The organism is Gordonia sp. NPDC003504 (genome assembly GCF_053587995.1).
This window is the reverse complement of sequence record NZ_JBSFPC010000014.1, coordinates 77,048-95,326: the sequence shown is the minus strand read 5'-3', so window position 1 is coordinate 95,326 and position 18,279 is coordinate 77,048. Positions and strand designations below refer to the sequence as shown.

The following is an 18,279-nucleotide window of genomic DNA, read 5'->3' as shown; positions in this document are numbered from 1 at the left end:
GACGACGCCGACCAGGCGCCACAATGAGGCATGCTCCATCTCGAGATCTCGGTGCCGACGGCACAGACCGCCGGTGTGCTCGACCTCGTCGTCGACGATGAGACGGTCAGTTCGGTGGCGGTCATGCGGGGTGCGTCGGTGAAGCCGCAGGGCGACGTCATCACCCTCGACGTCGCGCGCGAAGCCGCCGACGACCTGATCATGACCCTGCGGAGCATGGGCGTCGCCGATGACGGGTGCGTCCGCGCCGAAGAGGTGGAGACCTTCCTGTCCCGGCACGCCCTGGAGGCCGAACGCGCGGCGCCCGGCTTCGGCTCGGATGCCGTCGTGTGGGCGCAGGTCGGTCGCCGCGCCTACGCAGACTCCGAACTCAACTTCACCTACCTCGGGTTCATGGTGCTCGCCACCATGCTGGCGGCCATCGCCATCGTGCTGGAGTCACAGATCCTGACGATCGGGGCGATGGTCCTCGGACCCGAGTTCGGGGTGATCTCGGCGCTCGGGGTGGCGTTGGTACTCCGGCGATGGAATCTGCTCGGCATGTCCGCACGCACCCTGGTGGTCGGTTTCGCGGTCGCGATGGCCGTGACATACGCCCTGTCCTGGGTGATGCGCGGGATCGGATGGGTCGACCTCGACGATCTGCAGCACCACCCGGAGACCGATTTCATCTACTCACCGGACCGGTGGTCGTTCGTCGTGGCGGTCCTCGCCGCGGTGGCCGGCATCCTCTCGATCACCTCGGCGCGCCTCGGCGGCCTGGCCGGGGTGTTCATTTCGGTCACCACGATTCCGGCCGCCGGGAACATCGCCCTGGCGGCGGCCTTCGCCGAATGGCATGAGGTACGAGGTTCGGCATTGCAATTGTTGGTGAACATCGTCGGAATGACCGTGGCCGGCTGGTTCACCCTGTGGACACAACGAATGCTCTGGGCGCCGGTGGCGCGCCGTCGTGCGGCACATGTCCGCGGTGCGGTGGTTCCGCCGCCGACCACCTGAGGAACGGACGTGCGCGTGCGAGCAGGGGCCGCCTGCGCGGGCTGAATTCCGTTGCGTGGTAGCCGTACACTTGTGTCGGATTTCCTCGACGAAAGAGTCACATCATGCAGGGTGCCCTCACCCCCGAGGCCGAGCAATCGGTCAACGAGATCGCCGGACGCTACGGCATCTCCCACGACGCCGTATTGGCGATGCTGTACGCCGTCAACAGCGGTGGCGGCACGATGGCGCAGTTCTCGATCCCCGAACTCGGCGGATCCGGACAGTGGATGCGCGGCGGTATGACCATGGTGGGCAACATGTTCGACAACGCCCTGAAGGCACGCGTCGATTCGCTCTGCAATGAGCTGTCGCAGCTCCTGGCGACCACGATCGTGTTCCCGCCGCCCCCGGCGCACCCCGCCGGCGGAAGCGCGAACTACGGCTTCGGTACGGCCAACAACTGGTGGCCCACCGAGCTCGGCGTGCCGAGTTCCACCGGTGGGCAGAACGACTCTCGGTATGCGGTGTTCCCCGGAACCCGGCGACTGGCCATCCAGCAGAACGGGGTCACGCGCGTTTTCGACACCGGCGACCACCAGATCGGCGGCGTGCAACAGCAGCAGGGCGGTTACCCCGGCACCGTGAGCTTCACCAGCCAGTTCGGCACCTTCGATGTGTCGAGCCTGACCGAACTCACCGATCGGCAGGTCGACGCCACGCCGGTGGCCGCACCGGCCCCAGACCCCGGATCGGTGTCCCAGCCCGGATTCGCGTCCCAACCCGGATTCGCGTCCCAACCCGGATTCGTGTCCCAGCCGGGATTCGTGTCCCAACCCGAACCCGCGCCGCAGTTCGATCAGGCACCGGTAACGCCGACGTCGCATCAGGCGCCGTCCTCGGGTTCCGACGACATCTTCGCGGCCATCGAGCAGCTGGCCGGTCTGCATCAGCGCGGCATCCTCAGCGACGAGGAGTTCGCCACCAAGAAGGCCGAGTTGCTGGGCCGGCTGTAGGCTGGATCGGTCACATGGCCATCGTCAACCGTGGATTCGTCGGGCGGCGCGATCGCACCGCCCGACGGCTCCCGCCCGGGCAGTATTCGACGGTCGACTTCCCGGTCCTGTCCGCCGAACCCACCCCGTCGCTACCGCTCGAGTCGTGGAAGCTGACGATCCAGTCGTCGGATCATCGTGCGCACAGTCTGGACTGGGCCGCGTTCTCGGCATTGCCCCACGCAGACATCACCACCGACATCCACTGCGTCACCCGATGGTCGAAGTTCGACACCCGATGGCGGGGCGTGTCTTTCGATACCCTGCTGGCGCTGTTGCCATGGCAGCCGGACGATTTCGTGATGGCGCACTGCTACGGCGGCTACACCACAAACGTCCCACTCGCCGACCTCGTCGACGGAAAGGGCTGGCTGGCCGACACCTTCGACGGTGAGCCACTGGCAGCCGAGCACGGCGGCCCGGTGCGGTTGCTGGTCCCGCACCTGTACTTCTGGAAGAGCGCCAAATGGGTTCGGCGCCTACGGTTCATGCCGCGTGACACCCCCGGCTTCTGGGAGGAGCGCGGCTACCACATCTACGGTGACCCGTGGAAAGAGGAGCGCTACTCGTGAGTGACGGCTGGCAGGTCACCACCGTGATCTCCACGATCCGGCAGAGTCCGTCATCGGTGTCGCTGCGACTGGCGCTGGGGGAGCCGTTCACCGCAATTGCCGGCCAGCACATCGACATTCGGCTCACCGCCGAGGACGGCTACACCACCGCACGGGCATACTCGCTGTCGGATACCCGGGAACGCGCCACCACCGAGGTCACCGTCGAACGTGCCGACGACGGCGAGGTGTCGCCATATCTGGTCGACGTCGTCGAGGCCGGTGATCCGCTGGAGATCAGCGGACCGCACGGCGGTTGGTTCACCTGGGAGCCGAGCAGTCCGCGGTCGGTGCAACTGATCGGCGGGGGTTCCGGCATCGTTCCGTTGATGTCGATGATCCGTGCCCGCGAGGCGTCGGCGCCACAGGTTCGGTTCAACCTCGTGTACTCCCTGCGGTCGCCGGACCGAACGCTCTTCACCGATGACCTGCGCCAGCTCGCCGACCATCATCGGCTGTCGCTCAATCTCTTTCACACCCGAGTCGCACCCGCAGGCGAGTCACGGCCACCAGGGCGACTCACGTCCACCGAGCTCGCCGACGCCACGATCGCTCCCGACCGACGACCCGACGTCTACATCTGCGGACCGAACGGCTTCGTCGAGAACTGTGCCCAATGGATGATCGAGGCCGGGCACGACCGCGCGCTGATCCGGACGGAACGGTTCGGGTAGGAATCCCGGTTGTGTCCCAGCATCACCGCAGCGGGCATCGACCAGATATCGAGGCTCGTTGAGCTGACGCCGGCGCGGGATCACCACCGAAATGCCCTACCCCCGCAACGGATGTCGTCGATAGAACTCCAGATGTGCCGCAGCCGCGCGCTCCCAGGTCAGCGACCGGGCCAGGGCTCGTCCACGCTCGCGGCGACCACCGTCCTCACCCGCGGCAGCCAATGCGGTGGCCAGCGACGAGATGTCGGTCGCATAGGACACGCTGTTGCCGAACACTTCTCGCAGTATCGGCAGATCACGCGCGACGACGGGCCGACCGGCCGCGAGAGCCTCCATCGCCGCCAGACCGAAGCCCTCCTTCGTCGACGGGAAGGCGAACACCTCGCAGGCGGCCACCAGGGACGGCAGGTCGGGATCGGCGACATTGCCGAGCACCACCGGATGCACACCCAAAGTCTCTTGGAGACTGTCGAACTCGGCACGATAGCCGCGATAGTCGAAGAGTGTCTCGCCACCGGCGAAGACGAGTCCGAGGTCGGGGTCGTCGCGTCGTAGCCGTGCCCACGCCGCCAATAGGTCGATGCTGCCCTTGCGGGGCTCGATGCCGCCGACGGCCAGCACATACCGACCGAGTCGAGATCGCCACTCTCCGCGGGCCGCGACAGCGGTCGATGTATCCGCCGAAGCCGCAGCAAAACGTTCGTAGGCAACACCATTGGGGATGACGTTCGGTGTCAGACCCCAACCGGCATGCACCTCGTCGGCCACCGCCTGCGACACGCAGATGCGTGCGTAGGGGGTGACGACGGCCTTCTCGTGGCATTCGACGAGGATGGGCGTGGTGAACTGGTCGAGGTGATGGATGGTGCGGATGCAACGTCCGACGGCGTTGGCACTGATGCAGTCCTGCGCGTGGACGATGTCGTACTCGTCGGGGCGGAAACCGTTGCGAAGAGTGTCGATGGAGCGCAGAATGCGGTCGGTGACCGTCTCGTCGGCGCGGTCGGGAAACGGCAGAAGTATTTGCTGCACAGCAGGATCGACGTCACGGAAGAATCCCTCGTCGCCACCACGGGCCAGGCTCCACACCGTCACCTCGGCGCCCTGCGCCGCCAACGCCTCGGCCAGGTTCAGTGTGTGCACGACACCGCCGCGAGGCTTCGTCGAATAGGTCAGCAGTGCGACCCGCATATGGTTCACCTCTCCCGCACCGGATCGGTGGCGTAGATGTCGGGACGCAGTTCGGTGAGATGGTTGAGAACCCTTCGGGCGCGGCCGATCTCGGCGTCGATGTCGACCTCCACCTTGGCCAGGCCGCCCTTGGATCGGGTGGTGGCCAGCACGTCGCCGCCCGGCCCGACCACCTTGGCCTGACCGAGGAACTGCAACGACCCGGTGATGCCGGTGAGGTTGGACGACACCATGAACACCTGATTCTCCGCGGCGCGGGCGCAGTCATACAGGTCGAACAGCCGGGACTGCCGGTCGGCGGGTAATCGGGTGGCGCGGTCGGTGACACTGGCCGGCCACGCCGACAGCGCCGCGATCACCCGGGCGCCGTGCAGGGCGAGGGTACGCGCCGATTCGGGGAAGGTCTTGTCGTAGTCGATGAGCATACCGATCCGTCCCACCGGGGTGTCGAAGGTGCGGAACGAATCGCCCGCCGCGTACGCCTCCGATTCGCCGGCCGGTTGGTGGACCTTGCGATGTGACCCGAGGATGCCGTCGCCGTTGACGCAGATCGCCGCGTTGTAGTGGACGTCGCCGGCGGCCTCGGTGTATCCGATGCACACCGTCATCGGGCCCGCCGCCGCGATGATCGCCGCCACCTCGGGCCCGGCCGGGTCGATGGCGGGCGGCAGATCCTCGGGGTCGGGATGTCGCAGGTCACCGATGTATCCGCCGAGCGCGGCGTCGGGAAACACCAGAAGGTCGACGCCGTCGCGGGCGGCGGCCTCGATGATCCCGACGGCCTTGTCCACTCCGCGCGTGAGGTCGCGGCCGAAGTGCCCGGCCAGCGCGCCCAGGGTGACCGTGCTCATGTCAGCGAACTCTACTGAGGAACGCGCCGCGGTTGGCGCGGGCGGGCACGGTGATCACGCCACCCCCAGTCCGGTGACCGTCGACGCGACGGCGGTGGTCACCTCACCGTCGGGCCAGCGCAGCCGAACCCCGGGTGCGGCGGTGAGACGACCACAGGATGCGGTCACCGCCGGACCACCCGCGTCGGCGGCCGGTTGGCGGTCGGCGATCAGCATGGCGAATCCGGGGAAACACGTGAGCCAGTCACCCATCGTCGCCGCGTCGGGTCGGGGAATCGCGGTGACGTCGAGCTCGGCTCCGGTCCCCGACGCCTCGGCCAGCATGCCGAGGGTGCCCGCGAGCCCGGCCATGCTGACGTCCTTGGCGGCGGCCGGACGTAGCCGCTGTACCAGTGCGGCCAGCTCGCCGAGTTCGGTGGCGCTGCGCGAACTGGTGCTGTCCCACTGTCTGCCGTGATACCCCGGTCGCCACGAGCCGCCGACATCGGCCGCCACGGACACGACGTCGCCGACGCGCCCGCCGCCTGCCGCGATCGGCTCGGTGGTGCGACCGAGCGCGGTCACCGACAGCGATGCGGGAACGCCGACCTGCGTGTGGCCACCCACCACCGGGGTGCGCCAGGCCTGCGCCGCCCCCGCGATACCTCCGACGATGCGGCGCAGGTGTGCGGTGGTGGGTGCGCCGACCGCATCGAGAAGGGCTGTCGGTGTGGCCCCCATCGCCGACAGGTCGTTGATGTTGACCAGAACCGAGCACCACCCCGCCCATTCCGGGTCGCGGTCCACCATGGCCGGAATGATCGCATCGCAGGCGGCGATCATGTCGGAACCGTCCAGGGGCACTCCGTCGTCACCGCGGAATCCGTCCGGACCGAGACCGCCGTCCTGGTGACGTAGCGGGGCCAGCACATCGGCGAGGAGGGATTTGGTGGAGTCCGCGGTCCGCTGAATCCGGTGCAGCGGCCACCGCATTCGACGGTGGGCACGTTCCCCGATGGTCTCCCCGGTCCCGGTGTCGTCCCACCCGAGGGAGGCGAACATCGTGGCGTACCTGGCCTGCACGGTGGCGTCGAAACGCAGGACGCCGGCCTGCTCGACGTGTGCGCAGGCGGCCCGCACCAGCGCCCGTCCGATCCCGCCGGCGTGCGCGGTGTGGGCGACCACCAATCGGCTGCCCGCCCACCAGCCGATGTCGGGCGAGTGCATCGGTGCCACACGCACTCCGCCGACGACGGTGTCACCGGCGACGGCCACGAGCACATCGGTGCGCGGGTCGTCGTCGACGTGATCGCGGTCGGAGCCGGCGAACAGTGCTTGGTGTACGACGAATTCCTGATGTCGCAGAGCGTGATACGCGGCCAGTGTGGTCGGGTCGTCGGCCACCCGGATCAGAAAGGCAGGCGCGGGTGCCGCGCGCCGGCCGGCGAGAATCGAGAGTTCCCGGGGTGCGGGACATGCGGCGGGGGCGGGTGTGGTGTGCGCGAGTGTGCCGGGCCGGGGCCGTCCGTCGAGCATGTCAGCCTCCCACGCTCGCCAGGATGCTGCAGGCGCCGCAGGCCGCACATCCGGCGCGTTGGTCGGTGCCGGCCATTCCGGTGAAGGCCAGGTGGGCGGCAACCTCCCGACTGATCTTCTCGACGATCGCCGGGTCGGGAGCCTGCGCCTTGTCCACGTCGACGGCGAGGGTCCCGGCGTGCGGACGGAACGGAACGATGAACGGATACACCCCCAAGTCGACGAGTTCCTTTGCACCGGAGATCATCTCGTCGGGGTCCTCGCCGAGTCCGACGAGGAGGTAGGTGGAGACCTGATTGCGCCCGAAGACACGTACCGCCTCGGCCCACGCCGCGCGGTACTCACTCAACGGGACCGACGATTTGCCGGGCATCCAGCGCCGGCGGACGGCGTCGTCGAGCGACTCGACGTGGATGCCGATGGCGTCTGCGCCGGCATCTCGCAGGTCGGTGATGGTTGAGAGGTCGGCGGGCGGTTCGCACTGCACCTGGATCGGCAGATCCGGTACGGCCCGCTTCACCGCCCGAACGCAGCGCGCCAGGTGTCTTGCGCCCCGGTCTTTTCCGGCGGAGGTGCCGGTGGTCATCACCATCTGGGTCACGCCGTCGAGTTCCACTGCTGCCCGTGCGACCTCGGCGAGTTGCTCGGGGCGTTTGACCGCCACCGTGGAACCGGATCGCAGGGATTCCTCGATGGAACAGAATCGGCAGCGCTGATCCTCGCCGTAGCGGATGCACGTCTGAACCACGGTGGTGGCCAGCACATTCCGGCCGTGGAGTCTGGCGATCTGTTCGTAGGCGATGCCGTCGTCGGTGCGCAGATCGTAGAACCTCGGGCGGCCGATCACTCCGATCTCGAAGCCGGTGTCGTCGCCGTCGCGCAGCACCCGGCTGCCGTCGAAGACGAAGGGACTGTCGGGGTTTCGGGGGATGGCCGCGTCCAGGCCATCGACGATGAGGTGGCCGTCGTCGCTGGGGCCGGCACCGCCGGTTCGATGGACCGGGGGTGTGCCCCGGATACCGAGGAGTGCGAGGTCGACCCGGGTGGATGCTGTCATGGTGTGCTCCGTTCGCTCGCGGGATGCGCTGGGGCGAGGTCGGTGCCGCGTCGTTGCGGATCGATCGGGTGTGGCTGGTGCGGGTGTGGGTGAGGCGGGTCGATCAGGACGCGATGCCGACCGGACTGGCGTGCGTACCGGGGTTGCCCCGGCGCAATGCGGTGGTGATGCTGTCGGCGACGTGGTGGGCGTCGCGGTCGATTCCGAGGAATCGGCCGGATCCCCAGGTGTGCATCCACGGTAGTCCGATGAAGCTGAGTCCGGGGACCGCGGTGATTCCGCGGGTCTGCATCGGGCGGCCGGCGCCGTCGAAGGCGCTGGCCTCGATCCAGCGATAGTCCGGCCGGTACCCGATGGCCCAGATGATGCTGGTGATCCCGGCCGCGGTGAGGTCCAGTGCGGTGGGACCGGCCTCGGGTGTCCACACCGGCTCGTACCGCGACGCCGGGGGAGCGTCGATCCCCTGGGTGTCGATGTAGCGGTCGATGTCGGAGCAGATGGAGTTGTACACCGCGTCGGCCCGGTCCAGCGATCCGGTCAAAGTCGGGGCGAAGGTGAGGTGATCGTCCTTGCCGCCGGTGAGCGCACCGTAGAGGCGCATTCCTTCGCGGGCGAACTGGCGCAGGTCGACGTCGCGGCCACCGTCCCGGCCGGTGACGTAGTGGTTGGTCTTCTCCTGCGCCGCCCGTCCGCCCGGATACTGTTGCGCCGGAATGTCATACACACCCATCTCGGCCAACCACGTCATGCAGTCCCGGCCGCGGTAGGTCCGCGCGACGCGGGGTGCGTTGCCGATGGCGAGGTGGACCTCGCGGCCGGCCAGATGCAGGTCCTCGGCGATCTGGGTGCCGGACTGGCCCGATCCGACGACCAGCACGCCGCCCTCGGGGAGTTGGTCGGGGTGGAAGTACTGTTCCGAATGAATCTGGGCAACAGCAGGATCGAGTGATGACGCGTAGGGCGGTAGCACCGGCAGCGGGTACCCGCCGGTGGCGATCACGACGTGATCGCAGGTGAGGATCTCGTCGCCGGCTCCGGCGTCGGCAACCTGCGAGTGAAGTGTCACCTGGAACCCGTGCGCGGTCGGCTGGTGGACGCGGGTGACCGTGGTGTGCTCGCGTACGGGAGGACTGAAGGTATCCAGCCACCTCGACAACCACGCGACGACCTCGTCGCGGGTCATGAATCCGTCGGGGTCCGCGCCGTCGTAGGTGTGTCCGGGCAGTCGGCAATGCCAGTTCGGGGTGACGAGAGTGAAATTGTCCCACCGCTTGTCGGCCCAGGCGTGCATGAGGGTGCCGGATTCGACGACGAGGTGGTCGATGTCGGCTCGTTGCAGGTACCAGCTGACCGACAGGCCGGCCTGGCCGCCGCCGACGATGACGACAGGGATGTGGTGGGTGGGATGAGCCGGTGTGCTCATGGTGACTCCGGGTGGTGGGAGGAGGAGCTGGAGGAAGTGGGTTGGGGCAGTGGCGGATACATGGTGATCACGGTGACGGTGGCATCGTCGTCGTAGCCGCCTGCGGTGGAGGTGATGTCGGCCGCGGAGGCGGCGGCCGACGTGCATGCGAATCCGTACTTGGCGCGGACGCGTTCGGCCGCCTCGCCGAGAGCGGTGGTGGCGCGATCACGCAGTTCGGTGACGGTGTAGTCCGCTCCCGAATCCAGGTGATCGTGCATGACCAGACTGGGTGAATAATATTCGCGCACAGCACCATCGGGCCAACGTACGGTGAAGGTCATCTCAGGCATGCGACAGACTCCGCCAGGCCGCCGCGCCGGTGGCGTCGACATCGGTCAACGTGCCGTAGACGTCGGGCCGTCGATCGCGGAGATGGAACATGCCTGCGCGCATGGTGCGGAAGGTGTCGGGGATGTCGACGTCGGCGATGGCCAGTCCGCTCCCGAGCAGGGTCGAGTCGAGGATGTTTCCCCCGGGGTCGACGATCTTGGCGTTGCCGACATAGCGAAGGGAGCCAAAGGTTTCCGCCTGATTAGACGCCACCCAGAACACCTGATTGTCCAGGGCGCGGGCGACATCGAAGAGGTTGAACCGGTAGGTCCAGCGATCCTCCTGCAGGTTCTCCGCGGTTGCCGTCCGCGCGGCCGGCCACGCCGACAGGCTGGCGATGACCTCGGCACCTTTGAGGGCCATGATCCGGGCGGCTTCGGGAAACGCCTTGTCGTAACAGATTTGGAGACCGACTCGGCCGATGGGTGTCTCGAAGACCCCGTAGTCGGTGCCCGACGAGTACGACATGTTCTCGCCCAGTGGCTGGTGCACCTTCCGGTAACTGCCGTAGATTCGGGTGCCGTCGAGGAGTGCGGCCGCGTTGTAACGGGTTTCGCCGTCGTCGGCGAGTTCGCAGAAACCGATGGCGATGAGCATGTCACCGATAATCGACTGTATCCGAGCGATTTCCGGGCCGTCGAGACGAATCGCCGGCGGCAGTGACCGCTGGGTGTTCTTGATGGTGTCACCGTGATTGCCGAGGCTCGACAGGTAGCCGCCGATGGCGGCCTCGGGGAAGACGAGGAAGTCGACGCCGTGCTCACGAGCCTGCGCCACATACTCGGCGATCGTCTGGAAGTTCTGCTCGAGGTCGCGGGTAAAGTTGGCCGCGACCGATCCGATGATGGTCATGGCATCCTCGTCAGACCATGTAGGTCGAGTTGATGATGGCGCCCTTGCGGGCGTAGTGGATGACCGCGTCCTGCACGTCGAGTGGGTGCGCGGGAATGACACCTTCGATGAGGTCTTCTTCGCGGCCGCCGTGCAATGCCAGGCCGAACCGGCAGCAGAAGACGGTGCCGCCCTCGGAGATGAACGTGGCGAGGGAGTCGTTGATGTTCTGCTCACCCGGGAATCCGGAGTCGCCGGTCTTCGGAAAGCCGCGTGTGGCAAGGCAATTGATGGCGCCGGGGCCGTAGAAGTAGATGGCGGATTCGAATCCCTTGCGCAGTGCGCGGGTGGCCTGCAGCACCGCCACGAATGACACCGACGACTCGTGCGCGATACCGTGGACGAGGGTGAAGTACGTCTCGCCGTCCTCGGCCTGGTAGTCGGGGAAGATCTTGGTGCCGCCGTAGATGTTCGACCCCTTGGGCAGCGAAGGATGGGGGATCTCGGCGAGCGACTTGGCGATGTTCTCGGTGATGGTGTCGTCGAGGGACATGGGACTCCTTGAGGGTGCGGAAAGCTCTGCAGGAAGTGAAGATTCAGATTCGGCGACATTGCCGGGGAGATTCCGGATCAGGTTCCGGGCGGGCCGTCGAACTCTCGGCCACGCATCAAGTAGACCGCCAGCGTATTTCGTGGTGGTTACAAACGGAACAACTGAACGGCCGATCTGTGTAACACGCCTCGTCGAGTTGGGCGTCCTTTTCGTCGAGTGTGCGCTCATTCCCGTCGAGTGTGCGCTCGTCCGCGTCGAGTGGGTGTCGTTCAGCGTCGAGTGGGTGCGGCGAGGGATGCCTCCGATGCGGGAGAGTGCGCACTGTCGGTGGCGGTCACGTGCCGTGCACTGGATCCAGAGATGGCGACGAGCCCCGAGGCCTCGTAAGAATCGGCTGGAGCCGATCAACCTGGGAGCGCTGTGAACGAGGAGGAGAGCGCTGTCAGTGGGCTGGAGAGCGCTGTCAGCGAGGAGGAGAGCGCTGTCAGTGGGCTGGCCGCGTCACCCCGGTCCATGCCGTCCCTCGACACGGGGAGCACACTGGTAGCAGTGGCCGACGATCGGAGAGTAGTGGCAGGGCTCGAACTGGACCCGGGGTTCGCGGCTTCGTTGCGCAAGATCGAGCGCAAGGTGCTGGCAGAGGTCCCGCTGCGTCCGCGCTCGGTCCGGGTGATCTGGACCACGATCGTGGTGCTTGCGGCGGCGACCGTCACCGCGTGGATCACCAGCGACGCCGACGGTGTCCGCACGATCCTCGGTGAGATCGCCATCGGACTCGGCGTGGCCGGCGCGCTGATGTCCACCGTCGCCGTGACGTTACGACGATTCGGCTGGTGCTGGGTGGCCTCGGCGATCAGTGCGATCGCGGTGCCGTTGTCGGTACTCGGCTACTGGTCGACGCAGACCGGACTCGGTGTGGCCTCCGTCGGATTCCTGGTCGCCGCGCTGGCCCACGCTGTCCTGGTGGGGAACTGGGTTCAGTGTGGACGACCGCCGCAGCCCGGGCCGGGAAAGTAGTCTTCCACGAACACAACATCGGCGAACACAACACCGGCGCGGAACCTGAGGGTTCCGCGCCGATGTGCGTGATGGCGGCGTGATGTGGCGCGCCTACACCGGGGCGCCGGCGACCGCGCGCGAGTGATCGATCTCGGCCGGGATGTTCTCCGCCGCAGCTTCGGCCTCGGGTAGTTCGGCGCCGGGACCGAAGTGGGCGAACTGCTCGATGTGCTGATCGAGTGACAGCGGGCTCGGGGTCCCGTAGGTGAAGTAGGTCTCCCACGGAAGTTTCGCGCCGCCGATGGCCAGACCGGTGTCGATCTCGGCCATGTTCCAGGTCTTGGTCTGCGCGTCGGGATCGAGGTGCAGATAGCCGGCCTCACCGAACAGCTCGATCCGGTTGCCGCCGGGTTCGAAGACGTAGAGGAACTGGCCCTGGGTGATGCCGTGCACGTCGGGACCGGCCTCGATCTGAATGTCGTAGTCGCGGAACATCTCCGCAGCATCGACATTGTGCTGGCCGGTGCCGTAATAGAAGGCGAGGTGGTGCAGCTTGCCCCGACCGCCCGTCATGTCGCGCATGCAGGCGACCTCGTGACCGAGCAGGTTGGAACTCATCCAGGCGCCGATTTCGACGTCACCGTCGACGACGCGCTCGGTGGTGCGGAAGCCGAGGTGACGTTCGAACTCGTTCTTCACCGCGGTCACATCCGATGCCATCAGGTTCAGGTGATCGATGCGCTTGACGGGGATGCCCTGCAGCGGCTTCTTCGACGGCCGGGACAGGATCTTGCTCTGCAGTTCCGCCGGCGCGACGTACTTCTCGGCCTCCCACAGCAGTGCGAAGTCGTGGCCGTCGGCGGTGTTGTATGACAGCGTCTTTCCGTAGCCGAATTCATCCTCGTGCCAGGAGGTTTCGACGTTTCCGTCCTGAAGGGACCTCGCGCGCCGCTCGAGCGCCTCGGGTGAGCTGGTGCGCATTGCCGCGTGGCCCATGCCCGGCTGTGCGGACTCGGTGATCTTCAGACTCCACTGGTAGGGGTCCTCATAGCCGCGCAGGTATACCGACTGCCCCTCGCGCTTGGTGACGTACATACCGAGGAACCGGGTGAAGAAATCTTCGGTCTCCTGAGGCTTGGGGCTGAGCAGCTCGCAGCGTGCCAGATGGGCAACGTCGAAACGGCCGGGATTTTCGGTCATCGGATCTCCTGTGGTGACTCATTGGCGAACCGCTTGGGCGGTGCCATCCATCTGCGGATGAGACGAGGATGGACCAACTCTGTGACCGCCATCACTGCCGTTCGGCAATACCGAACAACGTCGTCGGGACGGGCTCGTCTGTCCGGATACCCCGTGACCGGGCTCACGAGCAGGGACCAACTGCCTAGCGTCGGTGCCAACGCGTCAGCGAACAAGGGAGAACACGATGAGTCGGTTGACCGCCGCAATAGTCGGGTCGGGCAACATCGGGACGGACCTGATGTACAAACTGCTCCGATCCGAGCATGTCGATCCGGTGTACATGATCGGGATCGATCCGGACAGCGAGGGATTGCGCCGCGCAGATTCCGAAGGCCTCACGATCTCCGCCGGAGGAGTGGATTGGCTGCTGGCGCAACCGGATCTGCCCGATCTTGTCTTCGAGGCGACTTCGGCGAAGATCCACGCTGCGGCAGCCCCGCGGTATGCGAATGCCGGTATCACCGCCATCGACCTCACGCCGGCCTCGGTGGGTCCGTATGTGGTTCCGGCCGTCAATCTCGACGAGCACCTCAGCGCGCCCAATGTGAACATGGTCAGTTGCGCCGGACAGGCCACCATCCCGATCCTGTACGCCATCAACGAGGTTGCCGAGGCCGCCTACGGCGAGATCGTCGCCGCCATCGCGTCGGCGAGCGCCGGCCCCGGAACGCGGCAGAATCTCAGCGAGTTCAGCGAGAAAACCGGACGTGCCCTCGCGCAGGTCGCCGGGGCCGACAAGGCCAAGGCCATCTCCGTCATCAATCCGGCCGAACCACCGATGAACATGCGGGACACCGTTTATGCGAAGGTGCGCAACGCCGATGCCGCAGCCATCGAACGTGCCGTTGTCGACATGGTGGCCCGAGTGCAGGAGTACGTGCCGGGGTACACCCTCAAACTCGTCGACGTCGAAGGCGATCTCGTCACGGTGATGCTCGAAGTCGTTGGCGCAGGCGACTTCCTGCCCACCTACGCGGGCAACCTCGACATCATCACCGCCGCCGCCGTCCGCGTCGCCGACGTGATGGCCCAGCAGAACCTCGTCGCAGGAGCAACACGATGACCGACCAGCCGACCACGAACCGCGAGATCACCCTCGTCGACACCACGCTGCGCGACGGAATGTCCAGCGTGTCACACCAATTCACGACTGAGAATGTCGCGGCGATCGCCGCCGGACTCGATCGTGCCGGGGTACCGACCATCGAGGTCGCCCACGGCATCGGGCTGGGCGCCTCGTCGATCCAGTACGGCTTCGCCGCCGCCACCGATCCCGAATACGTACGCGCAGCCGTCGATGCCGTCGAGAACGCCGAGATCGCCGCGCTGTACGTCCCCGGAATCGCCACCCTCAACGAGTTGCAGGGCGCCATCGACGCGGGCATCTCCACCGTCCGGGTGGCCGTGCACTGCACCGAGGCCGACTGTGGTCAGCAACCGGTCGAGTGGGCAAAAGACAAGGGCCTGAACGTCATGTGCTTCCTCATGATGAGCCACAAACTCGAGGCCGAGCCACTCGCCGAACAGGCGGCCAAGCTGGACTCATATGGCGCCGACGTCGTCTACGTCGTCGACTCCGCAGGTGCGATGGTGCCGCAGCAGGCCGGCGAACGGGTCGCCGCACTACGGTCGGCAATCTCCGCCGACATCGGATTCCACGCCCACAACAACCTCGGCGTCGGAATCGCCAACGCGCTCACCGCAGCCGAGAACGGCGCCACCTTTATCGACGGCTCGCTGCGCGGTCTCGGCGCGAGCGCCGGCAACGCCCAGACCGAGGTTCTCGCCGCGGCCTTCGAACGCGCCGGATGGGACACCGGAGTGGATCTCTTCCCGCTCATCGACACCGCCGAACACGTGGTCGCGCCACTGATGAAGGAACCGCAGATCGTCGACGAGACGGCGTTGGTCCTCGGCTACGCCGGTGTGTACTCGACCTTCTTCCACCCGACCAAACGCGCCGCCAAGAAGTTCGGCGTCAGTACCCGCGACATCCTGCTCGAACTCGGCCGGCGTGGGGTAATCGGCGGGCAGGAGGACATGATCATCGATGTTGCCTCCGAACTGGCCGGCCGCACCTACGAGACCCCGGAGGTGGCGGCGGTATGACCACCACACCAGCACCGACTTCAACACCCGTCGAGATTCGTCACCTGATCGGTGACGACTGGCATGGTGCCTCGGACGGAACAACTTTCGAATCCCGAGATCCGCACGACGGCACACTGCTGGCGAATGTGGCCCGCGGAACCGCCGACGACGGCGCGGCCGGCATCACCGCGGCGCGCACCGCCTTCGACACAGGACCGTGGCCGCAGATGTCACCCAAGGAACGCGCCACCGTCCTGCGCGCCGTCGCCGACGCCGTCGACGAGCATCGAGAAGAACTGGCGCAGCTGGAAACCCGTGACGGGGGCAAGACGATCACGCAGTCGCTGCACGCGGAGATCCCGCGGGTCGCCCACAATCTGCGATTCTTCGCCGACTATGTGTCGATGGCCGCGAGCGAGGCCTACCCCGACGGCGACCTGCTGTCCTATGTGCTCTACCCGCCGGCCGGAGTCGTCTCGGCGATCAGTCCGTGGAATGCGCCGCTGATGCTGGCCACCTGGAAGATCGCACCGGCGCTGGCCTTCGGTAACACCGTGGTGCTCAAACCGGCACCACAAACCCCGTTGACCGCCAACCGGTTCGCCGAGATCGCCCTGGAGGCCGGCCTGCCTGCCGGAGTGCTCAATGTGGTGCACGGTTTCGGCGGCGAAGGCGTTGCCGGACCACTGACCTCCGACCCGCGAGTCGACCGCATCACCTTCACCGGGTCGAGCGCCACCGGCGTCCACATCCTGCAGGCGGCAGCACTCAATCACACACCGGTGTCGGCGGAGATGGGTGGCAAGTCGGCCAATGTCGTCTTCGACGACGCCGATCTCGATGTGGCGGTGCCGATGTCGATTCGTGCGATCTTCGGGGGCAACGGTCAGGTGTGCCTGTCGGGTTCACGACTACTGGTGCAGAACTCGATCCGCGAAGCCTTCATCGAGCGTTTCGCCGAAGAGGCCGCCAAGCTCACCGTCGGCGATCCCAAGGATTCCGGGACATTCATGGGGCCGCTTATCGAACAACGTCACCTCGACAAGGTCGCCGGGTACGTCGAACTCGCTCAGGAGGAGGGTGGGAAGGTCATCACGGGAGGCGAGCGGCTCACCGGTGCCGCACATGCCAAGGGCTTCTATTACCCGCCGACGGTGATCACCGGGCTCACCAATGAGTCCCGCACCGCTCGCGAGGAGATCTTCGGCCCGGTGGAGACGGTCATCGGCTTCGACACCGAGGACGAGGCGCTGCGGATCGCCAACGACTCCCCGTACGGCCTGGCCGGAATGCTGTTCACGCAGAACCTCGATCGCGCTCATCGAATGGCAGCGCGATGGAGGGCCGGGACCGTCTGGATCAACACCTTCTTCGAGAGGGATCTGCGCCTGCCGTTCGGTGGGGAGGGAATCAGCGGACTCGGCCGCGAAGGCGGTCAGTACTCCCGCGAATTCTTCACCGAGCCCCGCGCGGTGACCATCCGGCTACGCAAGTGAGTGCGGCAGGCATGTCTGAGCACGCCGCGGCAGAGACCTGTGTGGTGGTCGGCGCCACGGGCGCGATGGGATCGGTCATCGTCGAGCGACTCGTCGGTCGCGGCCATCGGGTGGTGGCGGTGGCCCGTTCACAGGAGCAGCTCGACAAACTCGCGACGACGAGCCCTCTGATCGTGTCGTGCCGCACGGATATCGCCGATGACGCCGCGGTCGACGACATTCGGGCAGCGCTCGACGCGCCCGTCCGGATGGCGATCTTCGCGGCCGGTCTGCCGGTCAAGGGTTCGGTGGACACCATCACGCCGTCGGCGCTGGCGACCGCTGCCAACGTCAAGGTGGCCGGGCCGGTGCGGCTGCTGCACGCGGTGCGGGCTCACCTCGTGCCGGGATCGCGGTTCGTGGCGATCGCCGGATCGCTCGGTATCGAACCCGGTCCGCTCGATGCCGGCCCGGGCACCGCGAATGCCGCACTGCTGAACCTGATGCGGCAGATCAGTGCGCTGTACGGGCCGAAGGGAATCACCACGCACACCGTCGCGCCCGGGCCCATCGACACGCCTCGGTTGCGCGCGATCATCGAGACCGAGTCGCAGCAGACCGGGCAAGCGATCGAGGAGATCTGGGCGCGCTACCGCGCCAAGACCGCGCTGGGCCGTCTACCCACGCTCGAGGAGATCGCCTGGGTGGTGGAAACGCTGTTGGCGCCGGAAGCCGACGTCCTGCACGGCGCCGTCCTCACCGCCGACGGCGGCGTGCGCCACGGACTTCTCTAGAAGGGAAAGACCATGCCGGTAGCCCACTTTCACCTGCCCGTCGGAGCGGCGACACCCGATCAGGAGCGCCGACTGCTGACCGAGGCGGCGGCAGCCTACTCGCGAGTCCTCGACTCTCCGATCGAGCGGGTGCGGACCTTCCTGGTGCACTATGACCCCGCTCACCTCACGGTGGCCGGGGAGCTCGTCGCCGAGAGTGGGTTTGTCGCACCATATTTCACCGCGATCGTCCTGGCCGGACGTCCCGTCGAGCAGCGGCAGGAGCTACTCGCGGGGTTCACCGACCTCATCGTGGACGTCCTCGACGTCGACCGCGCCGGCGTGCGTGGACAGATCATCGAGGTCGACCCGGACAACTGGGGGATCGCGGGCCGTCCGGCGTCGGGCGCGCGTGCATCGGAGATCAGAGCCCGCGCAGGTACCCCCTGACCCTCGTGCGCCGAGTGGGCGCTGTTTCACGTCGAGTGGGCGCCACTCTGCGTCGAGTGTGCGCCCTTTCCTTTCGAGCGTGCGCCACTCAGCGTCGACTGTGCATCCGATCCGGTCAGCAGACAGTTGGGTCTGCAA

At 66.8% G+C, this 18,279-nt stretch carries 19 protein-coding genes; 10 read left to right on the top strand and 9 right to left on the bottom strand.

Annotation, left to right across the window (positions count from 1 at the left end; all coding sequences use genetic code 11):
• The first annotated feature begins 30 nt into the window (after nt 1–30).
• The 4 genes from ACWDPV_RS20980 to ACWDPV_RS20965 all read left to right on the top strand — a co-directional run bounded on the left by ACWDPV_RS20980 (nt 31) and on the right by ACWDPV_RS20965 (nt 3,318).
• Nucleotides 31–999 carry a DUF389 domain-containing protein gene (locus tag ACWDPV_RS20980; RefSeq protein ID WP_449744513.1) on the top strand — a complete coding sequence of 323 codons (969 nt, stop codon included), beginning with the start codon at nt 31–33 and terminating at the stop codon, nt 997–999.
• Nucleotides 1,000–1,103: 104 nt separating this feature from the next.
• Nucleotides 1,104–1,994 (top strand): SHOCT domain-containing protein, encoded by an 891-nt coding sequence (locus ACWDPV_RS20975; protein WP_348809858.1) that lies wholly within the window; start codon nt 1,104–1,106, stop codon nt 1,992–1,994.
• 14 nt (nt 1,995–2,008) lie between these two features.
• Nucleotides 2,009–2,605 carry a sulfite oxidase-like oxidoreductase gene (locus tag ACWDPV_RS20970; protein ID WP_348806043.1) on the top strand — a complete coding sequence of 199 codons (597 nt, stop codon included), beginning with the start codon at nt 2,009–2,011 and terminating at the stop codon, nt 2,603–2,605.
• Nucleotides 2,602–3,318 (top strand): FAD-binding oxidoreductase, encoded by a 717-nt coding sequence (locus ACWDPV_RS20965; RefSeq protein ID WP_348806042.1) that lies wholly within the window; start codon nt 2,602–2,604, stop codon nt 3,316–3,318. The genes ACWDPV_RS20970 and ACWDPV_RS20965 overlap by 4 nt, the downstream gene beginning before the upstream one ends.
• A 96-nt stretch (nt 3,319–3,414) precedes the next feature.
• Here ACWDPV_RS20965 and ACWDPV_RS20960 read toward each other — a convergent pair whose 3' ends face one another.
• The 8 genes from ACWDPV_RS20960 to ACWDPV_RS20925 form a co-directional block, all read right to left on the bottom strand.
• Nucleotides 3,415–4,509, bottom strand: a complete 1,095-nt coding sequence (locus tag ACWDPV_RS20960; protein ID WP_348809857.1) for an MSMEG_0565 family glycosyltransferase — start codon at nt 4,507–4,509, stop codon at nt 3,415–3,417.
• A 5-nt stretch (nt 4,510–4,514) separates the two neighbouring features.
• The gene (locus tag ACWDPV_RS20955; RefSeq protein ID WP_449744512.1) at nt 4,515–5,360 is read right to left on the bottom strand and encodes a carbon-nitrogen hydrolase family protein; all 846 of its coding nucleotides are present in this window, start codon (nt 5,358–5,360) and stop codon (nt 4,515–4,517) included.
• A 54-nt stretch (nt 5,361–5,414) separates the two neighbouring features.
• On the bottom strand, nt 5,415–6,875 hold the full coding sequence (locus tag ACWDPV_RS20950) for an MSMEG_0567/sll0787 family protein (RefSeq protein WP_449744511.1): 1,461 nt from the start codon (nt 6,873–6,875) through the stop codon (nt 5,415–5,417).
• Between the two features lies 1 nt (nt 6,876).
• Nucleotides 6,877–7,932, bottom strand: a complete 1,056-nt coding sequence (locus ACWDPV_RS20945; protein WP_348809854.1) for an MSMEG_0568 family radical SAM protein — start codon at nt 7,930–7,932, stop codon at nt 6,877–6,879.
• Between the two features lie 103 nt (nt 7,933–8,035).
• Nucleotides 8,036–9,355 (bottom strand): MSMEG_0569 family flavin-dependent oxidoreductase, encoded by a 1,320-nt coding sequence (locus tag ACWDPV_RS20940; protein WP_348809853.1) that lies wholly within the window; start codon nt 9,353–9,355, stop codon nt 8,036–8,038.
• A complete protein-coding gene (locus ACWDPV_RS20935) occupies nt 9,352–9,687 on the bottom strand; it encodes an MSMEG_0570 family nitrogen starvation response protein (RefSeq protein ID WP_348809852.1) in 336 nt (111 codons plus the stop codon). The genes ACWDPV_RS20940 and ACWDPV_RS20935 overlap by 4 nt, the downstream gene beginning before the upstream one ends.
• Nucleotides 9,680–10,579, bottom strand: coding sequence for a carbon-nitrogen hydrolase family protein (locus tag ACWDPV_RS20930; RefSeq protein WP_348809851.1), 900 nt, complete (start codon nt 10,577–10,579; stop codon nt 9,680–9,682). The genes ACWDPV_RS20935 and ACWDPV_RS20930 overlap by 8 nt, the downstream gene beginning before the upstream one ends.
• Nucleotides 10,580–10,589: 10 nt before the next feature.
• Entirely contained in the window at nt 10,590–11,111 is a 522-nt protein-coding gene (locus ACWDPV_RS20925; protein WP_348806035.1) for an MSMEG_0572/Sll0783 family nitrogen starvation response protein, read from the bottom strand.
• A gap of 570 nt (nt 11,112–11,681) precedes the next feature.
• Here ACWDPV_RS20925 and ACWDPV_RS20920 point away from each other — a divergent pair.
• Nucleotides 11,682–12,128, top strand: a complete 447-nt coding sequence (locus ACWDPV_RS20920; protein ID WP_449744510.1) for a hypothetical protein — start codon at nt 11,682–11,684, stop codon at nt 12,126–12,128.
• Nucleotides 12,129–12,221: 93 nt separating this feature from the next.
• On the opposite strand, the gene ACWDPV_RS20915 is transcribed toward ACWDPV_RS20920, so the two are convergent.
• Entirely contained in the window at nt 12,222–13,310 is a 1,089-nt protein-coding gene (locus ACWDPV_RS20915; protein WP_348809849.1) for a VOC family protein, read from the bottom strand.
• 226 nt (nt 13,311–13,536) lie between these two features.
• On the opposite strand from ACWDPV_RS20915, the gene ACWDPV_RS20910 reads away from it, so the two are divergent.
• The 5 genes from ACWDPV_RS20910 to ACWDPV_RS20890 are packed head-to-tail and all read left to right on the top strand — an operon-like array spanning nt 13,537 to nt 18,141.
• Nucleotides 13,537–14,415, top strand: coding sequence for an acetaldehyde dehydrogenase (acetylating) (locus tag ACWDPV_RS20910; protein WP_449744509.1), 879 nt, complete (start codon nt 13,537–13,539; stop codon nt 14,413–14,415).
• Complete coding sequence (gene dmpG, locus ACWDPV_RS20905) at nt 14,412–15,461, top strand: 4-hydroxy-2-oxovalerate aldolase (protein ID WP_449744508.1); 1,050 nt, start codon at nt 14,412–14,414, stop codon at nt 15,459–15,461. Before ACWDPV_RS20910 ends, dmpG begins: the two co-directional genes overlap by 4 nt.
• Nucleotides 15,458–16,939, top strand: coding sequence for an aldehyde dehydrogenase (locus tag ACWDPV_RS20900; protein ID WP_449744507.1), 1,482 nt, complete (start codon nt 15,458–15,460; stop codon nt 16,937–16,939). The genes dmpG and ACWDPV_RS20900 overlap by 4 nt, the downstream gene beginning before the upstream one ends.
• 11 nt (nt 16,940–16,950) lie before the next feature.
• Nucleotides 16,951–17,712: an SDR family oxidoreductase gene (locus ACWDPV_RS20895; protein WP_449744506.1), complete on the top strand. Its 762-nt coding sequence runs from the start codon at nt 16,951–16,953 to the stop codon at nt 17,710–17,712.
• A gap of 12 nt (nt 17,713–17,724) precedes the next feature.
• On the top strand, nt 17,725–18,141 hold the full coding sequence (locus ACWDPV_RS20890) for a tautomerase family protein (protein ID WP_449744505.1): 417 nt from the start codon (nt 17,725–17,727) through the stop codon (nt 18,139–18,141).
• Nucleotides 18,142–18,279: the final 138 nt, after the last annotated feature.